A 22,048-nucleotide genomic window follows, 5' to 3' on the forward strand; every position below is an offset into this window, starting at 1 on the left:
CTGCGTGCCGGCGGGGGCGTTCTCTTTGGCAGGGGCAAAGGCTGACGGGAGGCCCTACAGCGTGACAGTTTCGCCATGCCCAGCGCGTAGCATAGGAGGGTATGGCGCATCTGGTGGCCACGGCGTTGATTTACGGAGTGGGGTCGCTTTGCGGCGCGGTCATGACCCTGTACAGCCTGTGGCGGATTTCCGTTCGGCTGCCGGAAGGCAATGCGTGGGCCGTGATCGCCTGGACGGCGTTTGGTCTGGTGGCCCTGGTGGGGATGGTCAGTCATTTCGGAACGGCTCAGCAACACTGGCGCGAGTGGCAGCAGGGCCGAATAAGAACTTCATCCTGATCTGCGCCCTCACAGCAGGACAAAGATCGTTTGAAGGGCCAACGCGACGGGCAGACAGCAACGATAAAGCCCCGTATTTCTCACGCTGGTGTAAGAGTTTTGATAATCGCGACGCGTAAACTTCGGGCATGACTGACCAGCGTGTGGGCCGCCACATCCGAATCTACGAGTGGGATGAAGTCGATATCGAAGCTGAGACGTTGCCCGCCGAACCCGCTGTCCGGTCGGCCAAAACACCCATGACCGAAAAGAAAGCGGCGCCCGAGCAGACCAAGGGCCTGAGCGCCCTGCTGAAGAAAAAACTGTTCTGATCCCCGTTCCTCCCGGTGCTGGCCCCGTTGAACTTCCCTTCACGGGGCTTAATCTTTTTCGGAAGGCCAGGGGCGTGTGTTAAACTCGCTTTCGTCTATGGAGCCTCCCAGTTCCGGCTCTACCAGAACGCCCGGTGAACACCGCTTGAAGGCGGCGTTTTTTACTGTGGCCAACCAGCCCTTTCGGTCATCGACACGCTGCGCACCGGCGCAGGTGAGCAGCATGTGCCTTGCGAATGACTGCGGCGCTTTTCAGGAGAGCGCCTTTTAATGAATGATCTGCTTGGCCTGCTGGCCCTTTTTGTGCTGGTGCTGATGAACGGCTATTTCGTCGCGGCAGAGTTCGCGCTGGTGAGTGTGCGCCGCACCCGCATTGAGCAACTTGCGGAGGAAGGCAATGCGGCCGCCCGTGTCACGCACCGCGCCCTACAAAACCTTGACCTGTACATTGCGGCCACGCAGCTCGGGATCACCATGGCGAGTCTGGCGATTGGTTTCGTGGCGGAACCCGCCATTGAGCACCTGATGCACCCGCTATTGGAACAGATGAACCTATCGTTGACGCCGGGGCAGGAGAAGACCATCTCGTTCGCGGTGGCGTTCGCTATCAGCACCATCCTGCATATTGTTTTTGGCGAGCTGGCGCCCAAAAGCCTGGCCTTGCAACGCAGTGAGCAGGTTTCGCTGGCCATTATTCGTCCCTTGTTGTTCTTCACCACTCTTTTCAAATGGGCCATTGTGGGCCTGAATGCCCTGGGGAACGGTGTGGTACGCCTTTTTGGGTTGAAGGCGGTGGCCGGCCACCACACCGCTTACTCGGAAGAAGAAATTCGCATGATCGTCAGCGCGTCGAGTCAGGAGGGGGTGCTGGAGGACAGCGAAAAGGAACTGGTGTACAACGTCTTCGACCTGTCGGACACCACCGCCCGCGAGGTGATGACGCCGCGTGTGGACATGGTGGTCGTGGACGGCGCCTCGCCGCTGCGGCGACTGCTGGAGTTGAACGTCGAACACGGGTACTCGCGTATTCCGGTGTTTCAGGACACGGCCGACAACATCGTCGGGATCGCCCACACCAATGACGTGCTGGGCCACCTGGAGGAACTCGATCACCTGAGCATCGCCGACATCATGCGCCCGGTGTTCTTCGTGCCCGAAGGCATGAAGATCAAGGATCTGCTGGCCAAGATGCGTGACAAGAAATCGCACATGAGCATCGTGGTCGACGAGTTCGGCGGCACGGCGGGCCTGGCCACGCTGGAGGACGCCCTGGAAGAGATCGTGGGGGAAATCTACGACGAGACCGACGAGGAAGAAATTCCGCTGATCGAGGTGCTGGGCGAGGGCGTTTACCTGATGGACGGCAGCGTCACCATCCACGAGGTCGAGGAGCGCCTGGGCAACGAACTGGAGGAAGGCGAGGCCGAGTACGGCACGCTGGCGGGCTTCATGACCAGTTTCTTCGGGGATATTCCCGAGGTGGGCCAGAGCTTTATTCAGGACGGCTGGGCTTTCACGGTGGAGGCCGCCGATCAGCGCCGCGTGGCCCGCGTGCGCGTGGAGCGGGCGGCGCAGTTCGACGCGCTGAGTGGGCACGCCGCCGAGGAGATCCACCATGACTGAGGCCACCATGCTTGAAGCTGCTGTCCCCGACCCGCAGTTGCTGGAGGGAGCGAAGGCGGCCTTCAAGCAGGCTTACGCGCCCTACAGCAAGTTCCGCGTGGGGGCCGCGCTGCGCACCCCCAGCGGGCGGGTGTTCTTCGGCGCGAACGTCGAGAACGCCAGTTACGGGCTGGCCCGCTGCGCCGAGCAGAGCGCCGTGCAGGCCATGAACACCGCCGGGGAACGCGAGTTCACCGATATCGTGGTGTACAGCGAGGCCAGCCCGCCCGCCAGTCCGTGCGGCGCGTGCCGCCAGGTGCTGTTCGAGTTCTCGCCGCAGGCCCGCGTGGTGTGCGTCAACCAGCACGGCGAGGTGGTCAGCGGCCTGGTACGTGATTTCCTGCCGCACGGTTTCCGCCTGGAGCACCGCGACGATGGGCACGAAATCGGCACTGAGTAGACGGAGTAGACATGGAGGACGTATGACTGACCCAGTTGTTGATTTTCCCGGCCCGAAGAAAATCCCGTATCCGGGTGGGTGCGTGCTGGAACCCGCGCCCTACGCGCTGGAATACCTGTTGATGTGGCCGGCGGACGTCACCGTGAACGGCAAAGTGTACGCGAACTGCAAGGTGTTTCCTTTCATCCGGGAGTTGATCGCCGACCCGGCGAAGTATGGCATCACCGCGCAGGACGCCCAGGCGGCCCGCGAGCGTTACCTGAACCTGGCCGGGCAGGCGCTGGAGGCCGAGGGCGGGCAGCGCGAGTGGCTGGAACGCGAATTTGGGCGCTGAGCATTCGAGAGTGAGCATTCAGGAGACGGGCGGGTGGGGCGGCGGCAAATGCGCGGCTCCACCACGTCTTTTTGCTTTAACATGCCGGCATGACTGACCCGCCGGACTTCATTCCCATTTCTGAGCCGGGGACTGCTGGTGCGTCGGGCGGCGTGCCGTACGGACGACCTGTGAATGAAGTGAATCCGGGTTTGGTGGGCCTGGCTCCGATGCCGCAGGTGCGGACGTTTCCGCTGTCGTTCACGGGCACCTCGGCAGAGTTTTTTCGTATCTGGATCGTGAACGTAGCGCTGTCGGTGGTGACGCTGGGGCTGTACACGCCGTGGGCGCGGGTACGGACGCGGCAGTATTTCTACGGCAATACCTGGGTGGACGGGCATAACTTCGAGTACACCGCGAACCCCTGGGCGCTGCTGCGCGGTTACCTGCTGGTGGCGGCGCTTTTCGGGACATACAACGCGGCCATGCAGTTTCAGTTTCAGGGCTGGGAGTGGGTGGTGGGTATCGTGGTGGGACTCTTCGTGCTGCTGTACCCGTGGCTGGTGCGCCAGTCGCTGCGCTTCCTGGCCCGCAGCACCGTGCACCGGGGACTGCACTTCAGTTTCCAGGGGTCGCTGGGGCAGGCTTATGTCACGTACGGCCTGGCGAACGTCGCGGCGGGCTTCGTGGGCCTGGCGCTGCCGTGGGCGTGGTTCATGCAGCGGCGTTACCAGGTCGAGGGCGTGCACTACGGTCAGGCGAGTGGGCGCTTCCGGGGCGATGTGGGGCCGTTTTTCATCTTTGGCCTGACTGGCCTGGGCCTGACCCTTGGCGGGGTCATCCTGCTGCTGGGCCTGGGCTTGCTGGGCTTCGGCCTCTTCAGCGCCCTCGATCTGGGGAGTCTGGCGGACTGGGAGGACCTCAGCGCCGCGAGCATGACTGGCATAGTGGCGGCGTTGGCGACGGCGTACCTGGTGTTTCTGCTGGTCTACCTGGGGGCCTGGCAGTACGTGCGCGCCGCCACCATGAAGTACGTCCTGAACAACGTGGAACTGGGGGGCGTGGTGCGCCTGGGGGCCACCTTCAGCCCCTGGCGGCTGGTGTGGATCACGCTGTCGAACACTGCCGCGCAACTTCTCACGCTGGGCCTTCTGACGCCCTGGGCAGCGGTGCGGCGCATGAATTACCTCGCGCCGCACATTCAGGTGCGGGCCATCGCCGACCTGGACGACTTCACGGCGGAGATGGGGCAACAGGAAAGTGCGCTGGGCGAGGCGGCCACCGAGTTGCTGGACATCAACCTGGGTTTCTAGCGCATCTGACAAAAGAACGCAGAGCCTTTTGTCCGAGCGAAGCGAATGAATGGAGATGAGCAGGACGAAGAATGGAGTCATGTGGGATATCTTTCCCCGCCTGACGAAATTTGGAGAACGACTCTGGCGGGGTGGACGTGATGACTGAGGGCCTGAACCTGAAGATAGAGGGGATTTACTTCGATGGGCACAGCAGCCGCAACCGCGCGGCCCTGTTGCAGGTGGTGGGCGAGCAGGTGCTGCTGCAGGTGCAGCCGGACGGCCCGCTGAGCGCGCTGGAAGAACGCTGGCAGGTCAGCGACCTGCGCATCGAGCCGCCGCTGGGGCGCATCCGGCGCATCGTGAAACTGCCGGGCGGGGGGCGCTTTGAAACGCCGGACGACGCGGCCATCTCACGGCTGGAGGCGGGCACCACCCGCAACCGGGGTCTGGGACGGGTGCGGCACATCGAGTCGCGCTGGAGCCTGACACTGGCGGCGCTGGCGGCGCTGGGGGTGTTCACCTGGGGGTTTTTGACTTACGGGCTGCCGGCCCTGGCGCGGCAGGCGGCGGCCGCCACCCCGCGCAGCGTGCTGGCCTCATTTGACCGTGAAGCCATCAAGCTGCTGGACAACGGGGAATTCATGGGGCCGTCCAGGCTCAGCGCGGCGCGGCAGGCGCAGTTGCAGCAGCAATTCCGACAGGTGCGCGACTGGGCCGGGGGAGCGTACCCCTACACGCTGCTGCTGCGTGACGGCAAACCGCAGAAAGCTGGCGGGCGCGGGTTTTCCATCGGGGCAAACGCCTTTGCGCTGCCCAATGGCACGGTCGTCATGACCGATCAACTGGTGGCGCTGGCCGGCAGCGACCGCGAACTGATGGGCGTGCTGGCCCACGAAACCGGCCACGTCACACACCGGCACGCGCTAAGCAGCGTCTACCAGGGCCTGGGCCTCTCACTGCTGGGGGTGGCCCTGACGGGCGACCTGGTCAGCGCCACGTCCTTTGCTGCCGCCGTGCCGACCACCCTGCTCTCGAACGGCTACTCGCGCCGCGCCGAAACCCAGTCGGACGAGGTGGCGGGCGCCTACATGATGCAGGCCTACGGCACCACCTCGCCGCTGCGCCGCATTCTGGCCCGGCTGGAAAAGGACGACCTCAAAGCCACCGAGGACAGCATTCAGGATGCCGGCCGCGCCGAGGACATGCTGAACACCCACCCCGGCACGAAGCAGCGCATCGAGCACCTGAGGGCCATCGAAGAACAGGGCAAGCCCACTCCCTGAAGGCTGCTGGCGGCGGGGACAGTCGGACTTGCGGGAAAGCGGGCGCTGCGGCAATCTGGAGCCAGCGTGAACGCGGAGGTGGGCCGACTTCAGGTCAAGGCCCGGCGCAGAGCGCAGAAGAGGAGACAGGATGCTCAAAGATCGCCTTACGACGCTGCTGGGAACCGCCACGCTGCTGAGCCTGCTGGTGGCGGTGGCCCTGGGCCTCAAGGCGCCCCTGGACGTGAACCAGGGTTCGCTGGTCAGGTTGATGTTCCTGCACGTGCCGAGCGCCTGGCTCAGTTATCTGGCGTACATCGGCACGGGCGTGTTCGGCCTGCTGTACCTGCTCAGGCGCGAGCGCCGCTGGGATCGCCTGGCCATGGCCAGCGCCGAGATCGGCGTGCTGTTCACGCTGGGCACCATCCTGGGCGGGATGCTGTGGGCCAAACCCACCTGGGGCGTGTACTGGACGTGGGACGCCCGCCTGACCACCACCGCCCTGAGCCTGGTGGTGTACGGCGGTTACCTCCTGATTCGCAGCCTGATCGACGACCCGGATCGGCGCGCGCGCGTGTCGGCGGTGGTGGGCCTGGTCGGGACGCTGTACGTGCCCATCAATTACATGGCGGTGGAGTGGTGGCGCGGCGTGCACCAGACCCAGACGCTGCGCCTGCTGGGCAAACCCAGCTTCGAGGCCGCGCCCATTTACGGCTGGGTATTGCTGGTGGCCACGCTGGCCTTTACGCTGCTATACCTGTACCTGCTGCGCGTGCGCGGTATCCTGGCGCTGCGCGAGGAAGTCCGTGAGGAACGCGAGTTGCTGGGCGACCTGAACCTGAAGGGAGAATCTATCCGTGGATAAGTACTCGAGTTACGTGATCGTGGTGTACGCCGTGACGCTGCTGCTGCTGCTGGGCTACCTGGCCTGGATGTGGCTGCGCCTCAAAAACCTGCCAAAGGACGACTTATGACCGGAACCCCTTCCCCTGCCCCCGGTTCGCCTGAGGCCCTGCCGCAGGCCCGGCGGCGCAAACGCAGCCCGCTGCCCACCCTGCTGGGGGTGCTGGCGGTGGGCGGCCTGGCGGGCTTCATTCTGTTCGGCAACGTGGGCAAAAGCCTGGAATATTTCGTCACGCCCACCGAGTACCAGCAGCAACAGGACAGGTTGCAGGGCAAGGCCATCCGCATTGGCGGGCTGGTCAAGGACGTGAAGAACGACCCGCAATCCCTGAACCTGAGTTTCACCGTCACGGACGGCGGGGTCAGTTTTCCGGTGAAGTACCAAGGGGCGGTCAGCGACCTGTTCAGGGAAAACCAGGGCGTGGTGGTGCGCGGCGAGTTCCAGGGAACCACCTTTCACGCCACTGAACTGATCGTGAAGCACTCCGAGGAGTACAACGTTCCCGAGAACCAGGCCGACCTGAAGAAGATGCTTCAGGACGCCAGGCCTGCCAACTGATGCGGGTGAGACAGGCCACATGAGACTGGGCCGCACCTCCTCTCCCCTGCGGTTCCTGCCGCCGCTGCTGGCTTTTGTGCTGGTGGCGGTGCTGGCGCTCCTGCTGCTGCGCCCCGCGCCGGGCGGGCCAGCGGACGGTTCACTGCTGGGGCAGCCGGCGCCCACTTTTGTCCTGAAGGCCCTGGACGGGTCATCGGTCGACCTGAGTTCGTTCCGGGGGCGTCCGTTGGTGCTGAATTTCTGGGCGTCGTGGTGCGGCCCGTGCCGTGACGAGGCGCCTCTCTTTCGTGACCTGGATGCCCGGCGGCAACGCGGCAACTATCAGGTGCTGGGCGTGCTGTTTCAGGACAGCAATCTGGGCAACGCCCGCAAGTTCGTGAAGGAGTACCGCCTGACCTACCCCAACGCCATCGACGCGAAGATGGACGCCGGGAGTGCCTACCAGGTGTCGGGCCTGCCGCAGACGGTGTTCATCGATTCACGCGGCGTAGTGCGTCACATCGACAAGGGCGGCCTGAGCCGCGAGCGCCTGAACGAAGGCCTGAAAAAAATTGGAGTGTCTCCCCTATGAAGGTCAGCCAGTGAAAATCACGCGGCGCGAGGTGCTGGAACGCTGGTGGATGCTGCCGGTCGCGGGCACGGCTGGGGCGTTCGGGTTCATGGGGTGGTACGCCGCCAAGATCACCTTCGGCAAGAAGAAGGTGGGGGCACCGCACTTCGTGGCTGGCCCCGCACAGAAAATCGCGGCCCTCAGTGCCCTGCCCGGCGAGTGGTCGGAAGTCGACTTCTTCTATGACCGCCGTCCCTGCACGCTGCTGCGCGTTCCGCGTCTTGTGGAGGGCGGCCTCGAGGCCGGCGAGGCACACCTCGTGGCGTTTTCGCGGGTATGTACGCACCTGGGCTGCCCGGTGAATCTGGTCAAAGACCTGGAAGTGCTGGCCTTCGCTTACAACTACCGCCCGCCCAAAGGCGAACGTCACCCGCAGCTGGGGTGCCGCTGTCATTACAGCGTCTTCGACCCCTTGCGCGGCGGCGAGGCCATGTTCGGCAAGGCTACTTTGCCGCTGCCGCGCGTCCAGCTGGAACTTCGGGGTCAGGACGTGTACGCCACCGGAATTGAACCGGCCCCGATCCTCTCCACCTGACCGGAAGGCCTGCCCACCCAGCGGCGTGGCAGGAACGACCAGCAAGCGTCACGCGTTGCACTGGTCGAGGGCCGTCTCAGTCGGCGGTAATGGCGACTGAAGCGTAGGCCTCTTCCACGAGGGCACGCACGCTGGCGCGCAGGGCACGGGGGAACTCGTCCTCGAAGCGGGGGCGCGGGGAAATGTCCGGCGAAGGGAAGGAAAACACGGCCCGGGTTTCGAGGCCCGAGCCGCTGGACGCCAGCTGCCAGCCCAGGGCCAGGGCGTACATGTGCATCAGGACGCGCAGGTTGGTGCGCCGCTCGAAGGGCATGACGTCCAAAATGGGCAGCACGTAACGCAGCAGCATGCGCCGGAAGTTCTGGCTCTGCTCGTCGGCCAGGCTGGGATTGATCACTGTGGTCAGCAGCACCAGCAGGCGGCGTAGGCCCTCCTGCGGCACCACGCGGGCCACCAGCAGATCCGTGAGTTGATCGGCGCTGGTGCAGCGGGCCGCCTCCAGGCCACGGAGCAGATCCTTGAGGCAGTGTTCCAGGTGCTCGGTCAGCAGGGCCAGGAACAGCTCTTCCTTGGTGTCGAAATACAGGTACAGGGTGCCTTTGGCCAGCTGGGCTTCGCGGGCCACCTGGCTCATGCTGAGGTCGGGGTAGGGGGTGGTGCGCCACAGGTGTTCTGCCGCCCGCAGAATCTCGATGCGGCGTTTTTTCTTTTCCTCGGCATTGCGCGCCCGCAGGGGACGCGAAGTTACGTGTGACACACGGCGCACCATAGAGGCTTTGCGCGCAGCACATGGTGAAACGCTTCACCCATTAAAAGGACACCCGGTCACTAGCCCCTGGGAAGCTGTTGGGCTAAACGATGTGCAATTCTTTCATTAGATGAAGAGTTCTTCATCTGGGCAGGCAACGGGCTTTCTGCAGCAACACATCATGGTCGACCCAGCATCCTCGTCACCTCAGCTCACGATCCCTGCTGGATGAGGGCTTCGCCCATCACCAGGTGGCATAGCCCTAACCCGTATGACCCGCCTCTGACGGCGCTCAAAGTGAATCCTCATGCATGGCCCGTAACATGCGCCGTATGCCCATGCAACGCTTCACCTTGCCGCTGGCCGTGCTGCTGAGCGGCGGCCTGGCCCTGGCACAGACCGCCCCCACCACACCAGCCGCGCCGCCCGCCACCAACCCTGCGCCCAGCGCTACCCCCAAAACCGCGCGGGTGCTGGCGACCACCCACCGCACTGTCAGCGCCTTATCGGTGGGCATCAGCAAAGCCGTGAAGGGCCAACTGCTGACCTGCCCCAAGGCCCTGAAGGTCAGCCCACTGGCGGTGTGCCTGTACACCAAGTCCCCGGTCAATACGGTGCGCCCGGCGGTACGCGGCGTGGTCGGCCCGCAGGCGCTGGGCGACTGGAAAACCAGCGCTCAGGCCAGCAGTCTGCTGGTGCAGGAGGGCGGCAACCTGGCCGCTTACGTGCTGCTCAGTAACCTGTCGCCCCAGGAAACCCTGGTGGTGATCGACGCGGTGCAGGCCAAGCCGGTCGCGGCCAAACCTGCCGCGCCCGCCGGGGTCGTCAAAGGTCAGGCGTACCTGCTGGACAGTGACCTGGCTGGCGTGGTCAACGTGATCAACCTGGGGGGCGGCAAGTACCGCCTGAACGCCCCCGGTCAGACGGCCCTGACCATCACTGCCGGTTCCAAGGTGGCGCAGCGCGGCGGAGGGACGGTCGACCTGCCCATGGTGCCACTGACCGACGGCAAGAACCTGCTGTTTCCTGCCGCCGACCTGCGCTCGCTGGGCTGCACCGTCACCGATACGGCCAACGGCATTACCATCGCCTGCGGCAGCGACAGCGTGGGCGTGAAACCCATCGTGTTCTGAAGTATTACGCGCAACGGGCAGCGGCGAACCTCAGTTCGCCGCTGCCCGTTGCGGTGTCGGGGGCACGGGGCGGGTGACGCCCAGGGCCAGGCCCGCTGCCAGCAGGGCCAGCACCCCGGCGGCCAGGAACGCCGGGCCGTACTGCCCCAGTTGATCGCGCACCACGCCGCCCAGCTGATGGGCAAAAAAGACCCAGCCGTACACCGTGCCGACGTTGGCCGCGCCGAAACGCCGGGCGGTGAGGGCCACGGTGGGCGGCACAGTGGCGATGTAGTCCAGGCCGAACAGCACCGCGAAGGCCCCCAGGCTGGCGCCCGGCGGCAGGGCCGGCAAGAGCAGCAGGCTCAGACCCCGGAAGGCGTAGTACGCGGCCAGCAGCACGCGCGGGTCGAAGCGGTCGGTCAGGTAGCCGCTGCCCAGCGTGCCCACAAAGTTGAAAGCACCCATGACCGCCAGCATCCCGGCGGCGTACCCGGCGCTCAGGCCCAGGTCATTGCAGTATGAGATGAAGTGCGTGCCGATGATGCCGTTGCTGGTGGCCCCGCACACGAAAAAAGTCGCCGAGAGCAGCCAGAAGTCGCGCGAGGTCAGGGCGCGGCGCATGACTGAACTGTCCGGCTGGGGCGGGGGGATGTGCGCCGCTGCCGGGTCAAGCGGCTCGCCGTCCAGGCCCAGACCCACTTCTGAAGGCCGGTCACGCAGCAGCAGCCAGAACACGGGGGCCAGCGCCAGGGCGGCGAGCCCGATGCCGGCACTGGCCAAACGCCAGTCCTGTCCCCCCGAGGCCAGCGTGAGCAGCGGAATGAACATCAGTTGCCCGGCGCTGGTGGCCGCGCCGAAGACCCCGGTGACCAGCCCGCGCCGCGCCCTGAACCAGCGGGCCGCGACCGCCGCCCCCAGCACGCTGCCGGCCAGGCCGGTGCCCAGCCCGCTGAGCACGCCCCACAGTGCATACAGCTGCCCCTCCGTGCGAAGAAAAGCGCTGGCCAGGAAAGCGGCCGCCACCAGCAGCAGGCCCAGGCTCGCCACGCGGCGCGGCCCATGCCGGTCCATCAGGTAACCGCTGAGCGGAGCACCCAGCCCGAACAGCAGCAGCCCCACGCTGACCGCGCCACTCAGGGTGGTCAGCGTGAAACCGGTGTCGGCCTGCATGGGCTTCAGAAAGACGCCCGGCGCACTTCTGGCCCCTGCCGCCAGCAGCAGCACCACGATGGTCACGCCGACCGTCAGCCAGGCGCGGTTCATGCCGCCTTGCACGGGGGTCGGGGGGGTGGTCATGTCTTCAGACTATCTTGAGGGAAGGGCGGCCTGAGGATTCGTATGGAACGCTAGTGTGGTCTCATACGTAACGATGACTGATGCCGGTGGCCGTCCGTGCTGCGGGCATCTTCCCGAAACCGCCACCCACCCTCCTGGAGGAAAACACATGAGCATCCTTGACCGCCTGTCCCGCCTGCTCCGCGCCAACGTCAACGACCTGATCAGCAAGGCCGAAGACCCCGCCAAGATCATCGACCAGGCCCTGCGCGACATGCGCGGCGCGTACAGCGAAGCCCGCAGCGAGGTGGCCGAGGCCATGGCCCAGGCGGCCAAGTTGGAGCGCGAAGGCAACACCAACCGCACCCTGGCCGCCGAGTACGAGAAGAAAGCCGAGGAAGCCCTGCGCGGCGGCAGTGAAGACCTGGCCAGGGAAGCCCTGCGCCGCGCCCAGAACCACAAGGACCTGGCCCGCGGCTTCGACGAGCAGCGCGAGCGCCAGACTTCCATGGTCGACCAGCTCAAGACCCAGCTGCGCGCGCTGGAAGCCAAGATCGACGAGATGCAGAGCAAGCAGACCCTGCTGGCCGCCCGTCAGAAGACCGCGCAGGCTGGAGCCACGCTGGACAGGGTGAGCGGCTTCGACAAGGCGGGGGGGGCCATGGACGCCTTCGAGGACATGGAAGAAAAAGTCGCCGCGATGGAGGACAAGAACCGCGCCATGGGCGAACTGCGCAAGGAAAAGGACTTCGACGAGCAGCTCAAGGATCTGGGCCGCGACAAGGACGTGGACGACGCCCTGGCCGCCCTGAAGGCCAAGATCGGCCAGAACTGAGCCCGCCCGACCTGAACCTGAGCTGAAGAGTGGCCGTCCCGCGTGGACTGCCGCTTTTCTGTTGCCGGCTCTGTAGCCGGTGAGGCAAACCAGATTGCGCGCCATCACTCCTCCTCCTCTTGATGGACGCTTCATCACGGGAAACATGAAATCCTGACACAATGACAGCTATGTTGCGCGCTTCTTTTTTTCCGGGTCACGGTTGGCTGCTGCTGGGTCTTGCTGCGCTGCTGGGGAGTTGCGCCCCCCAGCAGGTGGCGCCGGGAACGGTGACGGCCAACACGAGTGCCAGCGGGGTGTCCTTTTACCCGTACCAGACCGGCCTGGTCTGGACTTACGTGCCCGAGGGCGAGGCGAACGCCACACCTTACGTGTTGCGGACGCTGGGGCCGACCATTTTTCAGGGGCAGAACGTGTACGCCACGCAACTCACCGGGCGCGGGGCCGAGCAGACCTGGTTCCGGAATTACGACGCCTCGGGCGTGAAACTGCTGGGCTTCACCAAACCGGGCGTAACGGTCACGCTTGACCCGGCCTGGCAGGAAGCGCCCGCCACGACGGCCTGGAAGGTGGGCCTGCACTGGGAAGGCAGCAGCAAGGTGCAGGTGATCATGGAGGGCGGCAAGGTGGCGGCCTCCGGTACCCTGAAGTACCAGTACGACGTGCAGGATCAGCGGCAGGTGAAGGTGGGCAGCGCGACCTACAACGTGTTCGTGGTGACGCGCCAGATCAGTGACGACGTGGGCGGGCTGTTCCCGGCGGCCCAGCAGTACTGGTTCGCCCCCTTCGTCGGGGACGTGCGAACCCCTGAGGCGCTGCTGCTGACCGCCAAGAATTTCGAGGTGAAACGGTGAACGAGACCACGCCGCTGCTCGACCGCGTGAAGTCCCCGCGTGACCTTAAACGCCTGTCCCGCGAGCAATTGCCGCAACTGTCGCAGGAGGTGCGTGACGAGATCGTGCGGGTGTGCTCGCAGGGGGGCCTGCACCTGGCCAGCAGCCTGGGGGCCACAGACGTGATCGTGGCGCTGCACTACGTGCTGAATAGCCCGCGTGACCGCATTCTGTTCGACGTGGGCCACCAGGCCTACGCGCACAAGATCCTGACCGGGCGGCGCGAGCAGATGCCCACCATCAAGAAGGAAGGGGGCCTCTCGGGCTTCACCAAGGTCAGCGAATCCGAGCACGACGCCATTACCGTGGGGCACGCCAGCACCAGCCTGGCCAACGCCCTGGGCATGGCGATGGCCCGCGACGCGCTAGGCCAGGATTACCACGTGGCCGCCGTGATCGGGGACGGCTCGCTGACCGGCGGCATGGCGCTGGCGGCCCTGAACACCATCGGGGACATGAACCGCAAGATGCTGATCGTTCTGAACGACAACGAGATGAGCATCAGCGAGAACGTGGGGGCCATCAACAAGTTCATGCGCGGCCTGCAGGTGCAGAAGTGGTTTCAGGAGGGTGAGGGGGCCGGAAAGAAGGCGGTGGAGACCATCAGTAAACCGCTGGCCAACTTCATGAGCCGCGCCAAGAACAGCACCCGGCATTTCTTCGACCCGGCCAGCGTGAACCCCTTCGCGGCGATGGGTGTGCGCTACGTCGGCCCGGTCGACGGCCACAACGTCGAGGAACTGGTGTGGCTGATCGAGAGGCTGGTCGACCTGGACGGACCCACCATCCTGCACGTGGTGACGCGCAAGGGCAAGGGCCTGCCCTACGCCGAGGCCGACCCCATCTACTGGCACGGCCCGGCCAAATTCGACCCGGACACCGGCGAGTTCAAACCCAGCAGCGCCTACTCGTGGAGCGCCGCTTTCGGGGACGCAGTGACGGAACTGGCCCGCCAGGACCCCCGCACCTTCGTCATTACGCCCGCCATGCGTGAGGGCAGCGGCCTGGTCGAGTACAGCCGTCAGCATCCCAATCGTTACCTGGACGTGGGCATTGCCGAGGAGGTCGCCGTGACCACCGCCGCCGGCATGGCCCTGCAGGGTCTGCGGCCCATCGTGGCGATCTACAGCAGTTTCCTGCAACGCGCCTACGATCAGGTTTTGCATGACGTGGCCATCGAGCACCTGAATGTCACCTTCGCCATCGACCGCGCCGGGATCGTGGGCGCGGACGGCGCGACACACAACGGTGTGTTCGACCTGAGTTTCCTGCGCAGCATCCCCGGGCTGCACATCGGCCTACCCAAAGATGCCGCCGAACTGCGTGGCATGCTGAAGTGGGCACAGGAGCACGCCGGGCCCTACGCCATCCGCTATCCGCGCGGCAACACCGAGAAAGTACCGGACGGCACCTGGCCGGCCATCGAGTGGGGCCGCTGGGAACGCCTGAAAGAAGGCGACGACGTGGTGATTCTGGCCGGTGGCAAGGCGCTGGAGTACGCCCAGAAGGCCGCCTGGAACCTCCCCAATGTCGGGGTGGTCAACGCCCGTTTCGTCAAACCGCTGGATGAGAGCCTGCTGCGCGAGGTGGCCGAAAAAGCCCGCGCCATCATCACTGTGGAGGACAACACGGTGGTGGGCGGCTTCGGCAGCGCCGTGCTGGAGGCCCTGAACCGAATGAACCTGGACGTTCCGGTGCGCGTGCTGGGCATCCCGGACGAGTTCCAGGATCACGCCACCGTCGAGAGCGTGCATGCCCGCAGCGGCATCGACGCCGCCGCCATTCGCACCGCGCTGGCCGAACTAGGCGTGGACGTGCCGGTGGGTGTGTAAACGAAGGGCGTCACCACTCACATGATGACGCCCTTTGTCGGCAGAAATTAGAGCGGGACGACGCAGGTTGCATTTACCCGGCTGCTGTCCGGGTTTATTTTTTCGGCTTTGATCTCAATTTTGGACAGCGCACCAGTAAACCCAGTTCCGAAACGTGCTATGAAATCCACTTCATAGGACGTCACGGTTTGAATGGGGTCATTCATGCTCCACAGGACTTGATGCGCTCCTTGCAGGCTGGAGTGGTCAAACAAACGGAAACTCTTGGCAGTTGGTGTGTAGCTGTACGTAAGGGTGGGGCTGGTGAAGTCGTAACTGCCGTCAGCCCGGATGGTAAAGCTGCAAGCTGCGCCTGCGGGGTTGGTTCCGGTATATGTTCCGGTCAGGCAGGCGCTGGCGCTGGGATCACTGCTTTGCGAGAGGACGGGGCAGGCGGCCAGTTTCGTTTGCAGGGCCGTGTTGCCTGTTCCGCCATTGCCGCCGTCTCCACCGCCGTTACCAGTACCTCCGCCGCCCCCGCCTCCGCAGGCGCTGAGTAGGGTGGCGAGGGTCAACATACTCAAGGTTATTTTCTTCATGGCAGACTCTCCTTTTTAGGGGAACGGGTAACATGCCGCTTTGCTTGTGGTCAACAGCGTCTTTCCCGTGTTCCGCTTTTAATGCCAGTCCGAGGTTAGCGGGTGTCCACTTGCATTTATAGTGGTTCGTGCAAGTCGTTAAAGGAGAGTGGAATGTGACGGACGCTGAACGAAACGTGCAAGTCGTTAAAGACTTCCGTGCGGCGCAGGTGTTGCTGGACAAGCCACAACTCTCGATTTTGCGGGCGTTCATGACACCGGGTGGTCAGACCATTAAGGCGGTGGCCGAGCAGCTTAGGCTGGATTTGAATAATGTTTACCGACGGGTACAGCGTTTCGAGCAACTGGGGTTACTGAAGGTCGTGGCGCACCAGAAACGCCGTGGGCGGGACGTGAAGGTGTACCGCGCAACAGCGCAGGAGTTCTTCATTCCAACAAGTCTTTACCCGTTGAACGAGTATTTTCTGGATTTGTTTCAGCCGTTCGCGGAGCGTTTTCGTTTGAATTACCACCGTATTTTCGAGCATTGCGAGAAGCCGGTGGGGGGCATTCTGGCGGGTCAACTGGCGTCGGGACATTTTTACGGCATGGCTGATCAGCAGATGCAGGTGTTCACGGATTACGGTGCTGACTCGCCAGCAGCGGTGTTTCACGGCACGGTGTTGCGGCTGGGCCGAACGGCAGCGCGGGAGTTGGAAGGGGAACTGTTCAATTTGCTCATGAAGTACACCGGGCAGCAGGAGGAAGACGGGCGGCCGCACGTGTTGACGGTGTTGTACCACCCGCAGTACATCGATCCGGAAAGTCAGTGATGTCCTGGCTCGGGTGACGCGCAGGGTATCTGGTGCGCGGTTGAGCGTTTATGCTGTGCTGTATCCGATGCTTTTCGTTATACTTCCCCAAGTTCTTTGAACTGAGTTCAATAATCCCGCTGTCTGTTGCCCAACAGCGCCCTGGAGGTTCCCGACTTGCTGCCCCTCTTTCACCAGATTGCCTTCCTGATTTTCGCCCTGATTGTGGGCGGCATTGGCGTATACGGCTTCTACCGCCTGTACCTGCGGATCATGCGCGGCGCGCCCGCCAGCGAGGCGCGTACCGACCATCTGCCTGGCCGCATCGGGTACGCGCTGGTCACCGCCCTGACGCAGGAGCGCACCTTCCGCCGCCGCACCGGCATCAGCATCCTGCACAGCTTCATCTTCTACGGCTTCACCTACTACCTGCTGGTGAACGTCATCGACGGGCTGGAGGGGTACTTTCACTTTTCCATCCTGAGCAGTCACCCGCTGGGCGCGGTGTACAACTTCCTGGCCGACCTGATGAGCTTCCTGGTGTATGTGGGCGTGGTCGGGCTGCTGATTCGCCGGCTGTGGACGCCCAGCAAACGGGATTTCCGCTTCACCGAGAAGACGCTATTGCATCCGCTGGTGCGGCAGAACTACATCAAGCGCGACAGCCTGATCGTCTCGGCGTTCATCCTGTTTCACATTGGGAGCCGTTTCGTGGGGAACGCCGCGAAAATGGTGGAGGAAGCCCGACTGCACGGTGGGTACGACATTCTGCAACCCTTCGCTTCAGGGACGGGCAGCCTGCTGTTCGGTGGTCTGAGTGACAGTGCCATTCACGCCATCCGTATTTTCGGGTTCTGGGGCGGTCTGGGCAGCATTCTGGCGTTCCTGGCGTACTTCCCGTTCACGAAGCACATTCACATTTTCCTGGCCCCCCTCAATTACGCGCTGAAACGCCCTGTCGGGAGCGGCGTGCTGCCGCCCATGAAGGGCCTTGAGGAAGCGATGGAGTCCGAGGAACCCAAACTGGGCGCCGAGAAGCTGGAAGAACTGGAATGGCCCCGATTGCTCGACGCCTATGCCTGCATCCAGTGCAACCGCTGCCAGGACGTGTGCCCGGCGAACGCCACCGGCAAGGCGCTTTCGCCCGCCGCGCTGGAAATCAACAAGCGCATGGAACTGAACGTCATCGCGTCGGGGCACAGTCCGTTCACGCTGAAACCCGTGCCGTTCGAGGCGGGGGCCAGCACCGCGCACCCGCTGCTGGAATTCGCCATCAACGAGGAAAGTGTGTGGGCCTGCACCACCTGCGGCGCGTGCATGCAGGTGTGCCCGGTGCAGGACGAGCAGATGCTCGACATCGTGGACATCCGCCGGCATCAGGTGATGGTGGCCGGGGAATTCCCGCAGCAACTCCAGACAGCGTTTCGCGGAATGGAACGCGCCAGCAACCCCTGGGGCATCAGCCGCGACAAGCGCATGGAGTGGGCCGAGGGCCTGAAGGTGCCCACCATCGACGAGAACCCCGAGCCGGACGTCCTCTACTGGGTGGGCTGCGCCGCCAGCTATGACCCCGGCGCGCAGAAGGTCGCCCGCAGTTTCGTGCAACTGCTGGACAAGGCTGGCGTGAACTACGCGGTGCTGGGCAAGAAAGAAGCCTGCACCGGCGACAGCGCGCGCCGCGCCGGGAACGAATTCCTGTACCAGCAACTGGCGCAGGAGAACGTGGAAACGTTGAACACGGTGGCCCCGAAGCTGATCGTGGCGACCTGCCCGCACTGCATGAACGCCATCGGCAACGAGTACCGGCAGATCGGCGGGGACTACCGCACCATCCACCACACCGAGTACCTGGAAACGCTGGTGGCCGCCGGGAAACTGCCGCTGGCGAACCTCGGCGACCACGTCACCTACCACGACCCCTGCTACCTGGGCCGCCACAACGGCGTGTACGACGCCCCGCGCACCCTGATTACCAGGATGGCTGGGGAAATCCTCGATCTGGAACGCCAGCGCGAGAACAGCTTCTGCTGCGGCGCGGGCGGCGCGCAGTTCTGGAAGGAGGAGGAAGAAGGCCGCGAGCGGGTGTCTGATAACCGTTTCCGCGAGATTCAGGCCCGGCTGGACAGTGCCGCCGAGCGCAGCGCCGATTACGAGAAGAATGGCCCCAGCGAGAAGGTGCTGGCGGTGGGCTGCCCCTTTTGCAAGGCCATGATGAACAGCACCCCCGAGAAGCAGAAACGCGACGACATCATCGTGAAGGACGTGGCCGAGCTCATGCTGGAAAGCGTGATGCGGGCCACTGGCGAGGAGGTTCTGCCCACCGGCCCCGAACCCGTCTCCCCCATTCACCAGCCCGAGTACGCCAGCGCCCCGAACGCGCAGATGCCCATGCACGTGACCGGAACGCACGCGGGTACGGGCGCCCCCGACGCCGTGGTTGGGCAGACGAACGCCGACTTCATCAACCAGCAACCCGGCAGCCCGGCGGGCAGCGGCACTCAGCACGAAGCGCAGGCCGAACACCCCGAGCAGGTCACGCAGCGCAGGGCCTGGAAGCCCAAAGGGGGCGATGATGTGGTCACGCCGCCCCCTGCGCCCGCTACGGACGGCGAGTCCCCGGCCAGAAAAGCCTGGCAACCCAGGGGAGCAGATGAGGTCAGCGCCACGCCCACGCCAGTCACGCCTGCCGCGGCTGCGCCCCAACCACCTGCACCGGAGGCTGCCCCGGCGCGGAAGGCCTGGAAACCCAAAGGGGCAGATGACGTGAGCGCCGCTGTGGTGTCGCCGGAAACGGCCCCGGCCGCCGCTCCCTCTGCCGACACTTCCACCCGCAAAGCCTGGGCTCCGAAGGCCAAGAGTGATGACGTAAACGCCGCTCCCGTCACGGAGGTGGACGCCACCCCGGCCGCACCCGCCACGGGTGAAGCGCCGGCCCGCCAGGCCTGGAAGCCAAAAGCGAAAGCGGAGGACGCGACTGCTGCACAGCCCACACCAGTCGTGACCACACCCGCAGCCCCTACTGCCGCATCGACGGCGGAGTCAATAACGGAGGCGACAGGTGAGCGGAAGAAATGGACTCCGAAAGCCCCAGCTACCGACGAAACCGCTCCTGCGAGTGCCGCTCCAGTGGTCACTGCCCCTGCCGCCGAACCCGCCAACGTGACCCCGGCAACAGCCCCAGCAGGCGAGCGTCCCAAGTGGCAACCGAAGAAACCGGCAGACGCGACTGCACCTATCCAGACTGCTCCAGCGCCTGCCAACGCCGACCTGGCCCCCATCACCGAGCACGTTTACCTGGAGCAGGCGGGTGAGAACGCGCTGGAGCAGGGGGCCGCAGCCACGGCCGACCCGGCGGCCCCCCCGGCACAATCCCCGACCAACCCGGACACGGGCCGCAGGAAGTGGACACCCAAGAAACCCTCTTAACTTCCTTTCCCCAACCCCGCTCCGCCTGCAAAAAGCTGGGCGGGGCGCTCTTTTTATGGCTTTGGCCACGTTCGCCCTACGTATGGCCCACGGCGATCTCCTGCGTGAATTTGGGAGCATCATCCACAGGCCCTCCGCGCCCGACAGAACAGTCTTTTCCTGCCTCTCCTCCGTTCGGAAAAACAGCTTGGAGTCCAATTCTATTTTTCAAAGCCGTATTATTCCCTAATGACCATCGCCATCGTCACGGACTCGACCAGTGACCTGAGTCCAGAAGTCGCCGCCCGGCACGGCATCACTGTCGTTCCGCTCTATGTGCTGTTCGACGGCAAAATGCACCGGGACGGTCTGGACATCAACTCGGCCGAATTGATTCAAGGCATTAGGGGCGGGAAGAAACTGCCCAGCACCTCGCAACCCAGCCCGGCAGAGTTTGCGGCGACTTACCGCGAGGCGCTGCAGCACGCCGAGAAGGTGCTGAGCATTCACATCAGCGGTCAGCTGTCCGGCACGGTGGGCAGCGCCCGGCTGGCCGCGCAGGAGTTCGGTGAGCGGGTCACGGTGGTGGACAGCCGCACGGTAAGCCTGGGCCTGGGCATGCAGGCGGTGCGGGCCGCGCAACTGGCCGGGGCGGGGCAGAACGTGAGGGACATCGTGGCTGCCCTGGGGCAACTGGCGCAGCAGTCGGATTTCCGGTTCACGGTCGGCACGCTGGATTTCCTGAAGGCCAACGGACGGATCGGCGGGGCCACGGCGCTGCTGGGGGGCCTGCTGAACATCAAGCCCATTCTGGTGGTGAAAAATGGCCGGGTGGAGGCCGGCGGGCGCGCCCGCGGATCCAAAAAGGCGGTGCAGGACATCGTAGATCACACGCGCAAGTACGCCGAGCAACACGGTGGGGCGCGGGTGGCGTTCCTGAGTACGGTGGAAGGCGAGGGGCTGCTTGAGGACATCCGTAGCGGCTTGCAGGGCGTGAATTTCAAGGATTTCGGCAGTTTCCAGATCGGGGCGGTGGTGGCCACCCACGCCGGGCCGGGCGCGGCGGGTGTGGCGCTGCAACCCCAGAGCGTGTAAGTGCCGGGGCATGCACCACGGCGGCTGTGTCCCGCCGTTCTGGTCATGCTGGCCCTGGTGGCCTGCCAGGGCAAGCCAGGCGCGGCCAGTTCCGGGCCAGAGGTGACTTTGAAACGGGCCTCGGTGGCCCAGAATCCGGTGACACAGGCCCAGGCGTCAGAAGATAGAACCACGCTAAGGCCTGGGGGCTGCCTGCCGGACGCGCCCCGCGTGCCGAAAGCGCCGGCGCCGCCCTTTGCGCTGAGTGGCCGCCTGGGGCTCTGGGTGGCGCAGGTCGACCCGGTGACCCTGAACGTCATCAGGGCGGTGGGCACCAATCCGGACAGCGAATTTCCGCTGGCCAGCACCTACAAGCAGGCGGTGTTGTGGGCGCTGCTGAAAAAGTTCGATCAGGGGGAGGTCTCGCCCACCGAGCGTTTTGACGTGACCCGCAGCAACCAGAGCCTGGGCGCCTACCCGTTTGACGGCACGACCATCCGTGACCTGTCCACGCGCATGATTCAGTGGAGTGACAACACCGCCACCGACATCATTCACCGCCGGGTGGGGCTGCAAAGCGTGCAGGACATCGCCGACCATCTGGGCCTGTGCAGGTCGCGCCTGATCATGCCGACCCGTAACTGGTGGGTCATGGAAGCGGGCCTGTCGGACACCTTCAACGGCACTGGCCGGTGGGTCACGGCCACCGGCGAGGAACGCGCCCGGCTGGCCACCCTCATCGACGAGGATGCCCGCCAGTACCGTTCCGACTTTATTCAGCGCAAACTGGACGGCTACTTCGACCACCGCTATCAGCCCGCAGACGACCTGAAGACCCACAACCTGAGTACCCCTTACGAGTTCAGCACCCTGCTGGCGCACGAGTACCTGAACCCCGGCCTGAGCGCCCGGGCGGTGAAGTGGCAGCGCGACGTGGCGCAAAAAGGGTTCGGACGCTACGCCCTGAAAGCGCAGGCGGCCGGGAACGTCGCGTGGTTCGGCGGGAAGGGCGGGAACGGCTGGCGCATCCTGACGTACAGCGGGTACTTCCAGACGAAAGACGGCCGGCACGTCGTGTACACCTTTATGCAGCACGGCGCGAACGAGACCTACACCATGCCAAACACCCGCCGGGCCTTCGCCTGGATCAATGCCGGGATCGACGCGGTGATCGGGGTGCAAACCCCGCGGCCCAAAGTGACCGTACCGAAGGAACCCGTCCGGCCCGGCAGCGACGCGGCCAGGGCCAAAGCCGCCGCCGTGAAGGGCGCCGCAAAACCCCTGCCGAGCTCGCCGCAACCCTGAGTGACCGCC

23 protein-coding genes are annotated in these 22,048 nt (G+C 64.8%); 20 read left to right on the forward strand and 3 right to left on the reverse strand.

Going from position 1 to position 22,048, the window contains the following annotated elements:
- Nucleotides 1–101 precede the first annotated feature (101 nt).
- The 12 genes from E5Z01_RS03995 (at nt 102) to E5Z01_RS04050 (ending at nt 8,188) form a co-directional block, all read left to right on the forward strand.
- Nucleotides 102–338 carry a hypothetical protein gene (locus E5Z01_RS03995; protein ID WP_135228189.1) on the forward strand — a complete coding sequence of 79 codons (237 nt, stop codon included), beginning with the start codon at nt 102–104 and terminating at the stop codon, nt 336–338.
- A 128-nt stretch (nt 339–466) separates the two neighbouring features.
- Nucleotides 467–649 (forward strand): hypothetical protein, encoded by a 183-nt coding sequence (locus E5Z01_RS04000; RefSeq protein ID WP_135228190.1) that lies wholly within the window; start codon nt 467–469, stop codon nt 647–649.
- A 270-nt stretch (nt 650–919) separates the two neighbouring features.
- Complete coding sequence (locus tag E5Z01_RS04005) at nt 920–2,272, forward strand: hemolysin family protein (RefSeq protein ID WP_135228191.1); 1,353 nt, start codon at nt 920–922, stop codon at nt 2,270–2,272.
- Nucleotides 2,265–2,711 (forward strand): cytidine deaminase, encoded by a 447-nt coding sequence (gene cdd / locus E5Z01_RS04010; RefSeq protein WP_135228192.1) that lies wholly within the window; start codon nt 2,265–2,267, stop codon nt 2,709–2,711. The genes E5Z01_RS04005 and cdd overlap by 8 nt, the downstream gene beginning before the upstream one ends.
- Before the next feature lie 22 nt (nt 2,712–2,733).
- On the forward strand, nt 2,734–3,045 hold the full coding sequence (locus tag E5Z01_RS04015; protein WP_135228193.1) for a hypothetical protein: 312 nt from the start codon (nt 2,734–2,736) through the stop codon (nt 3,043–3,045).
- 89 nt (nt 3,046–3,134) lie between these two features.
- Nucleotides 3,135–4,337, forward strand: coding sequence for a YjgN family protein (locus tag E5Z01_RS04020; protein ID WP_240738167.1), 1,203 nt, complete (start codon nt 3,135–3,137; stop codon nt 4,335–4,337).
- A gap of 140 nt (nt 4,338–4,477) precedes the next feature.
- The gene (locus E5Z01_RS04025) at nt 4,478–5,602 is read left to right on the forward strand and encodes a M48 family metallopeptidase (protein ID WP_135228194.1); all 1,125 of its coding nucleotides are present in this window, start codon (nt 4,478–4,480) and stop codon (nt 5,600–5,602) included.
- 130 nt (nt 5,603–5,732) lie between these two features.
- Nucleotides 5,733–6,446 (forward strand): cytochrome c biogenesis protein CcsA, encoded by a 714-nt coding sequence (ccsA, locus tag E5Z01_RS04030; protein ID WP_119765610.1) that lies wholly within the window; start codon nt 5,733–5,735, stop codon nt 6,444–6,446.
- Nucleotides 6,439–6,555, forward strand: a complete 117-nt coding sequence (locus tag E5Z01_RS04035) for a heme exporter protein CcmD (protein ID WP_135228195.1) — start codon at nt 6,439–6,441, stop codon at nt 6,553–6,555. The genes ccsA and E5Z01_RS04035 overlap by 8 nt, the downstream gene beginning before the upstream one ends.
- The gene (ccmE, locus tag E5Z01_RS04040) at nt 6,552–7,043 is read left to right on the forward strand and encodes a cytochrome c maturation protein CcmE (protein ID WP_135228196.1); all 492 of its coding nucleotides are present in this window, start codon (nt 6,552–6,554) and stop codon (nt 7,041–7,043) included. The genes E5Z01_RS04035 and ccmE overlap by 4 nt, the downstream gene beginning before the upstream one ends.
- A gap of 19 nt (nt 7,044–7,062) precedes the next feature.
- Nucleotides 7,063–7,614: a TlpA family protein disulfide reductase gene (locus tag E5Z01_RS04045; protein WP_135228197.1), complete on the forward strand. Its 552-nt coding sequence runs from the start codon at nt 7,063–7,065 to the stop codon at nt 7,612–7,614.
- A gap of 10 nt (nt 7,615–7,624) precedes the next feature.
- Nucleotides 7,625–8,188, forward strand: a complete 564-nt coding sequence (locus E5Z01_RS04050) for a Rieske (2Fe-2S) protein (RefSeq protein ID WP_240738168.1) — start codon at nt 7,625–7,627, stop codon at nt 8,186–8,188.
- A 76-nt stretch (nt 8,189–8,264) separates the two neighbouring features.
- On the opposite strand, the gene E5Z01_RS04055 is transcribed toward E5Z01_RS04050, so the two are convergent.
- Nucleotides 8,265–8,945, reverse strand: coding sequence for a TetR/AcrR family transcriptional regulator (locus tag E5Z01_RS04055; RefSeq protein WP_240738169.1), 681 nt, complete (start codon nt 8,943–8,945; stop codon nt 8,265–8,267).
- Nucleotides 8,946–9,268: 323 nt separating this feature from the next.
- Between E5Z01_RS04055 and E5Z01_RS04060 the strand changes: the two genes are divergently transcribed.
- Nucleotides 9,269–10,069, forward strand: a complete 801-nt coding sequence (locus E5Z01_RS04060) for a hypothetical protein (RefSeq protein WP_135228199.1) — start codon at nt 9,269–9,271, stop codon at nt 10,067–10,069.
- Between the two features lie 30 nt (nt 10,070–10,099).
- Here the strand turns inward: E5Z01_RS04060 and E5Z01_RS04065 are convergent, their stop codons facing one another.
- The gene (locus E5Z01_RS04065) at nt 10,100–11,347 is read right to left on the reverse strand and encodes an MFS transporter (RefSeq protein WP_240738170.1); all 1,248 of its coding nucleotides are present in this window, start codon (nt 11,345–11,347) and stop codon (nt 10,100–10,102) included.
- A 148-nt stretch (nt 11,348–11,495) separates the two neighbouring features.
- Between E5Z01_RS04065 and E5Z01_RS04070 the strand changes: the two genes are divergently transcribed.
- From E5Z01_RS04070 to dxs, 3 genes are all read left to right on the forward strand, one after another.
- On the forward strand, nt 11,496–12,161 hold the full coding sequence (locus E5Z01_RS04070) for a PspA/IM30 family protein (RefSeq protein WP_135228200.1): 666 nt from the start codon (nt 11,496–11,498) through the stop codon (nt 12,159–12,161).
- A gap of 170 nt (nt 12,162–12,331) precedes the next feature.
- Nucleotides 12,332–13,015 (forward strand): hypothetical protein, encoded by a 684-nt coding sequence (locus tag E5Z01_RS04075; RefSeq protein WP_119765598.1) that lies wholly within the window; start codon nt 12,332–12,334, stop codon nt 13,013–13,015.
- Entirely contained in the window at nt 13,012–14,886 is a 1,875-nt protein-coding gene (gene dxs / locus E5Z01_RS04080) for a 1-deoxy-D-xylulose-5-phosphate synthase (protein ID WP_135228201.1), read from the forward strand. Before E5Z01_RS04075 ends, dxs begins: the two co-directional genes overlap by 4 nt.
- 47 nt (nt 14,887–14,933) lie before the next feature.
- On the opposite strand, the gene E5Z01_RS04085 is transcribed toward dxs, so the two are convergent.
- Nucleotides 14,934–15,464 (reverse strand): hypothetical protein, encoded by a 531-nt coding sequence (locus E5Z01_RS04085; RefSeq protein WP_135228202.1) that lies wholly within the window; start codon nt 15,462–15,464, stop codon nt 14,934–14,936.
- 155 nt (nt 15,465–15,619) lie between these two features.
- Between E5Z01_RS04085 and E5Z01_RS04090 the strand changes: the two genes are divergently transcribed.
- The 4 genes from E5Z01_RS04090 (at nt 15,620) to E5Z01_RS04105 (ending at nt 22,039) form a co-directional block, all read left to right on the forward strand.
- Nucleotides 15,620–16,276: a winged helix-turn-helix domain-containing protein gene (locus E5Z01_RS04090; protein ID WP_167757756.1), complete on the forward strand. Its 657-nt coding sequence runs from the start codon at nt 15,620–15,622 to the stop codon at nt 16,274–16,276.
- Nucleotides 16,277–16,432: 156 nt separating this feature from the next.
- Complete coding sequence (locus E5Z01_RS04095; protein ID WP_135228239.1) at nt 16,433–19,681, forward strand: heterodisulfide reductase-related iron-sulfur binding cluster; 3,249 nt, start codon at nt 16,433–16,435, stop codon at nt 19,679–19,681.
- A 228-nt stretch (nt 19,682–19,909) separates the two neighbouring features.
- Nucleotides 19,910–20,755 carry a DegV family protein gene (locus tag E5Z01_RS04100; RefSeq protein ID WP_135228204.1) on the forward strand — a complete coding sequence of 282 codons (846 nt, stop codon included), beginning with the start codon at nt 19,910–19,912 and terminating at the stop codon, nt 20,753–20,755.
- Nucleotides 20,756–20,965: 210 nt separating this feature from the next.
- Nucleotides 20,966–22,039 carry a serine hydrolase gene (locus tag E5Z01_RS04105; protein WP_420810828.1) on the forward strand — a complete coding sequence of 358 codons (1,074 nt, stop codon included), beginning with the start codon at nt 20,966–20,968 and terminating at the stop codon, nt 22,037–22,039.
- The last annotated feature ends 9 nt before the right edge of the window (nt 22,040–22,048 follow it).

It is taken from the genome of Deinococcus fonticola (genome assembly GCF_004634215.1).
Taxonomy (GTDB): domain Bacteria; phylum Deinococcota; class Deinococci; order Deinococcales; family Deinococcaceae; genus Deinococcus; species Deinococcus fonticola.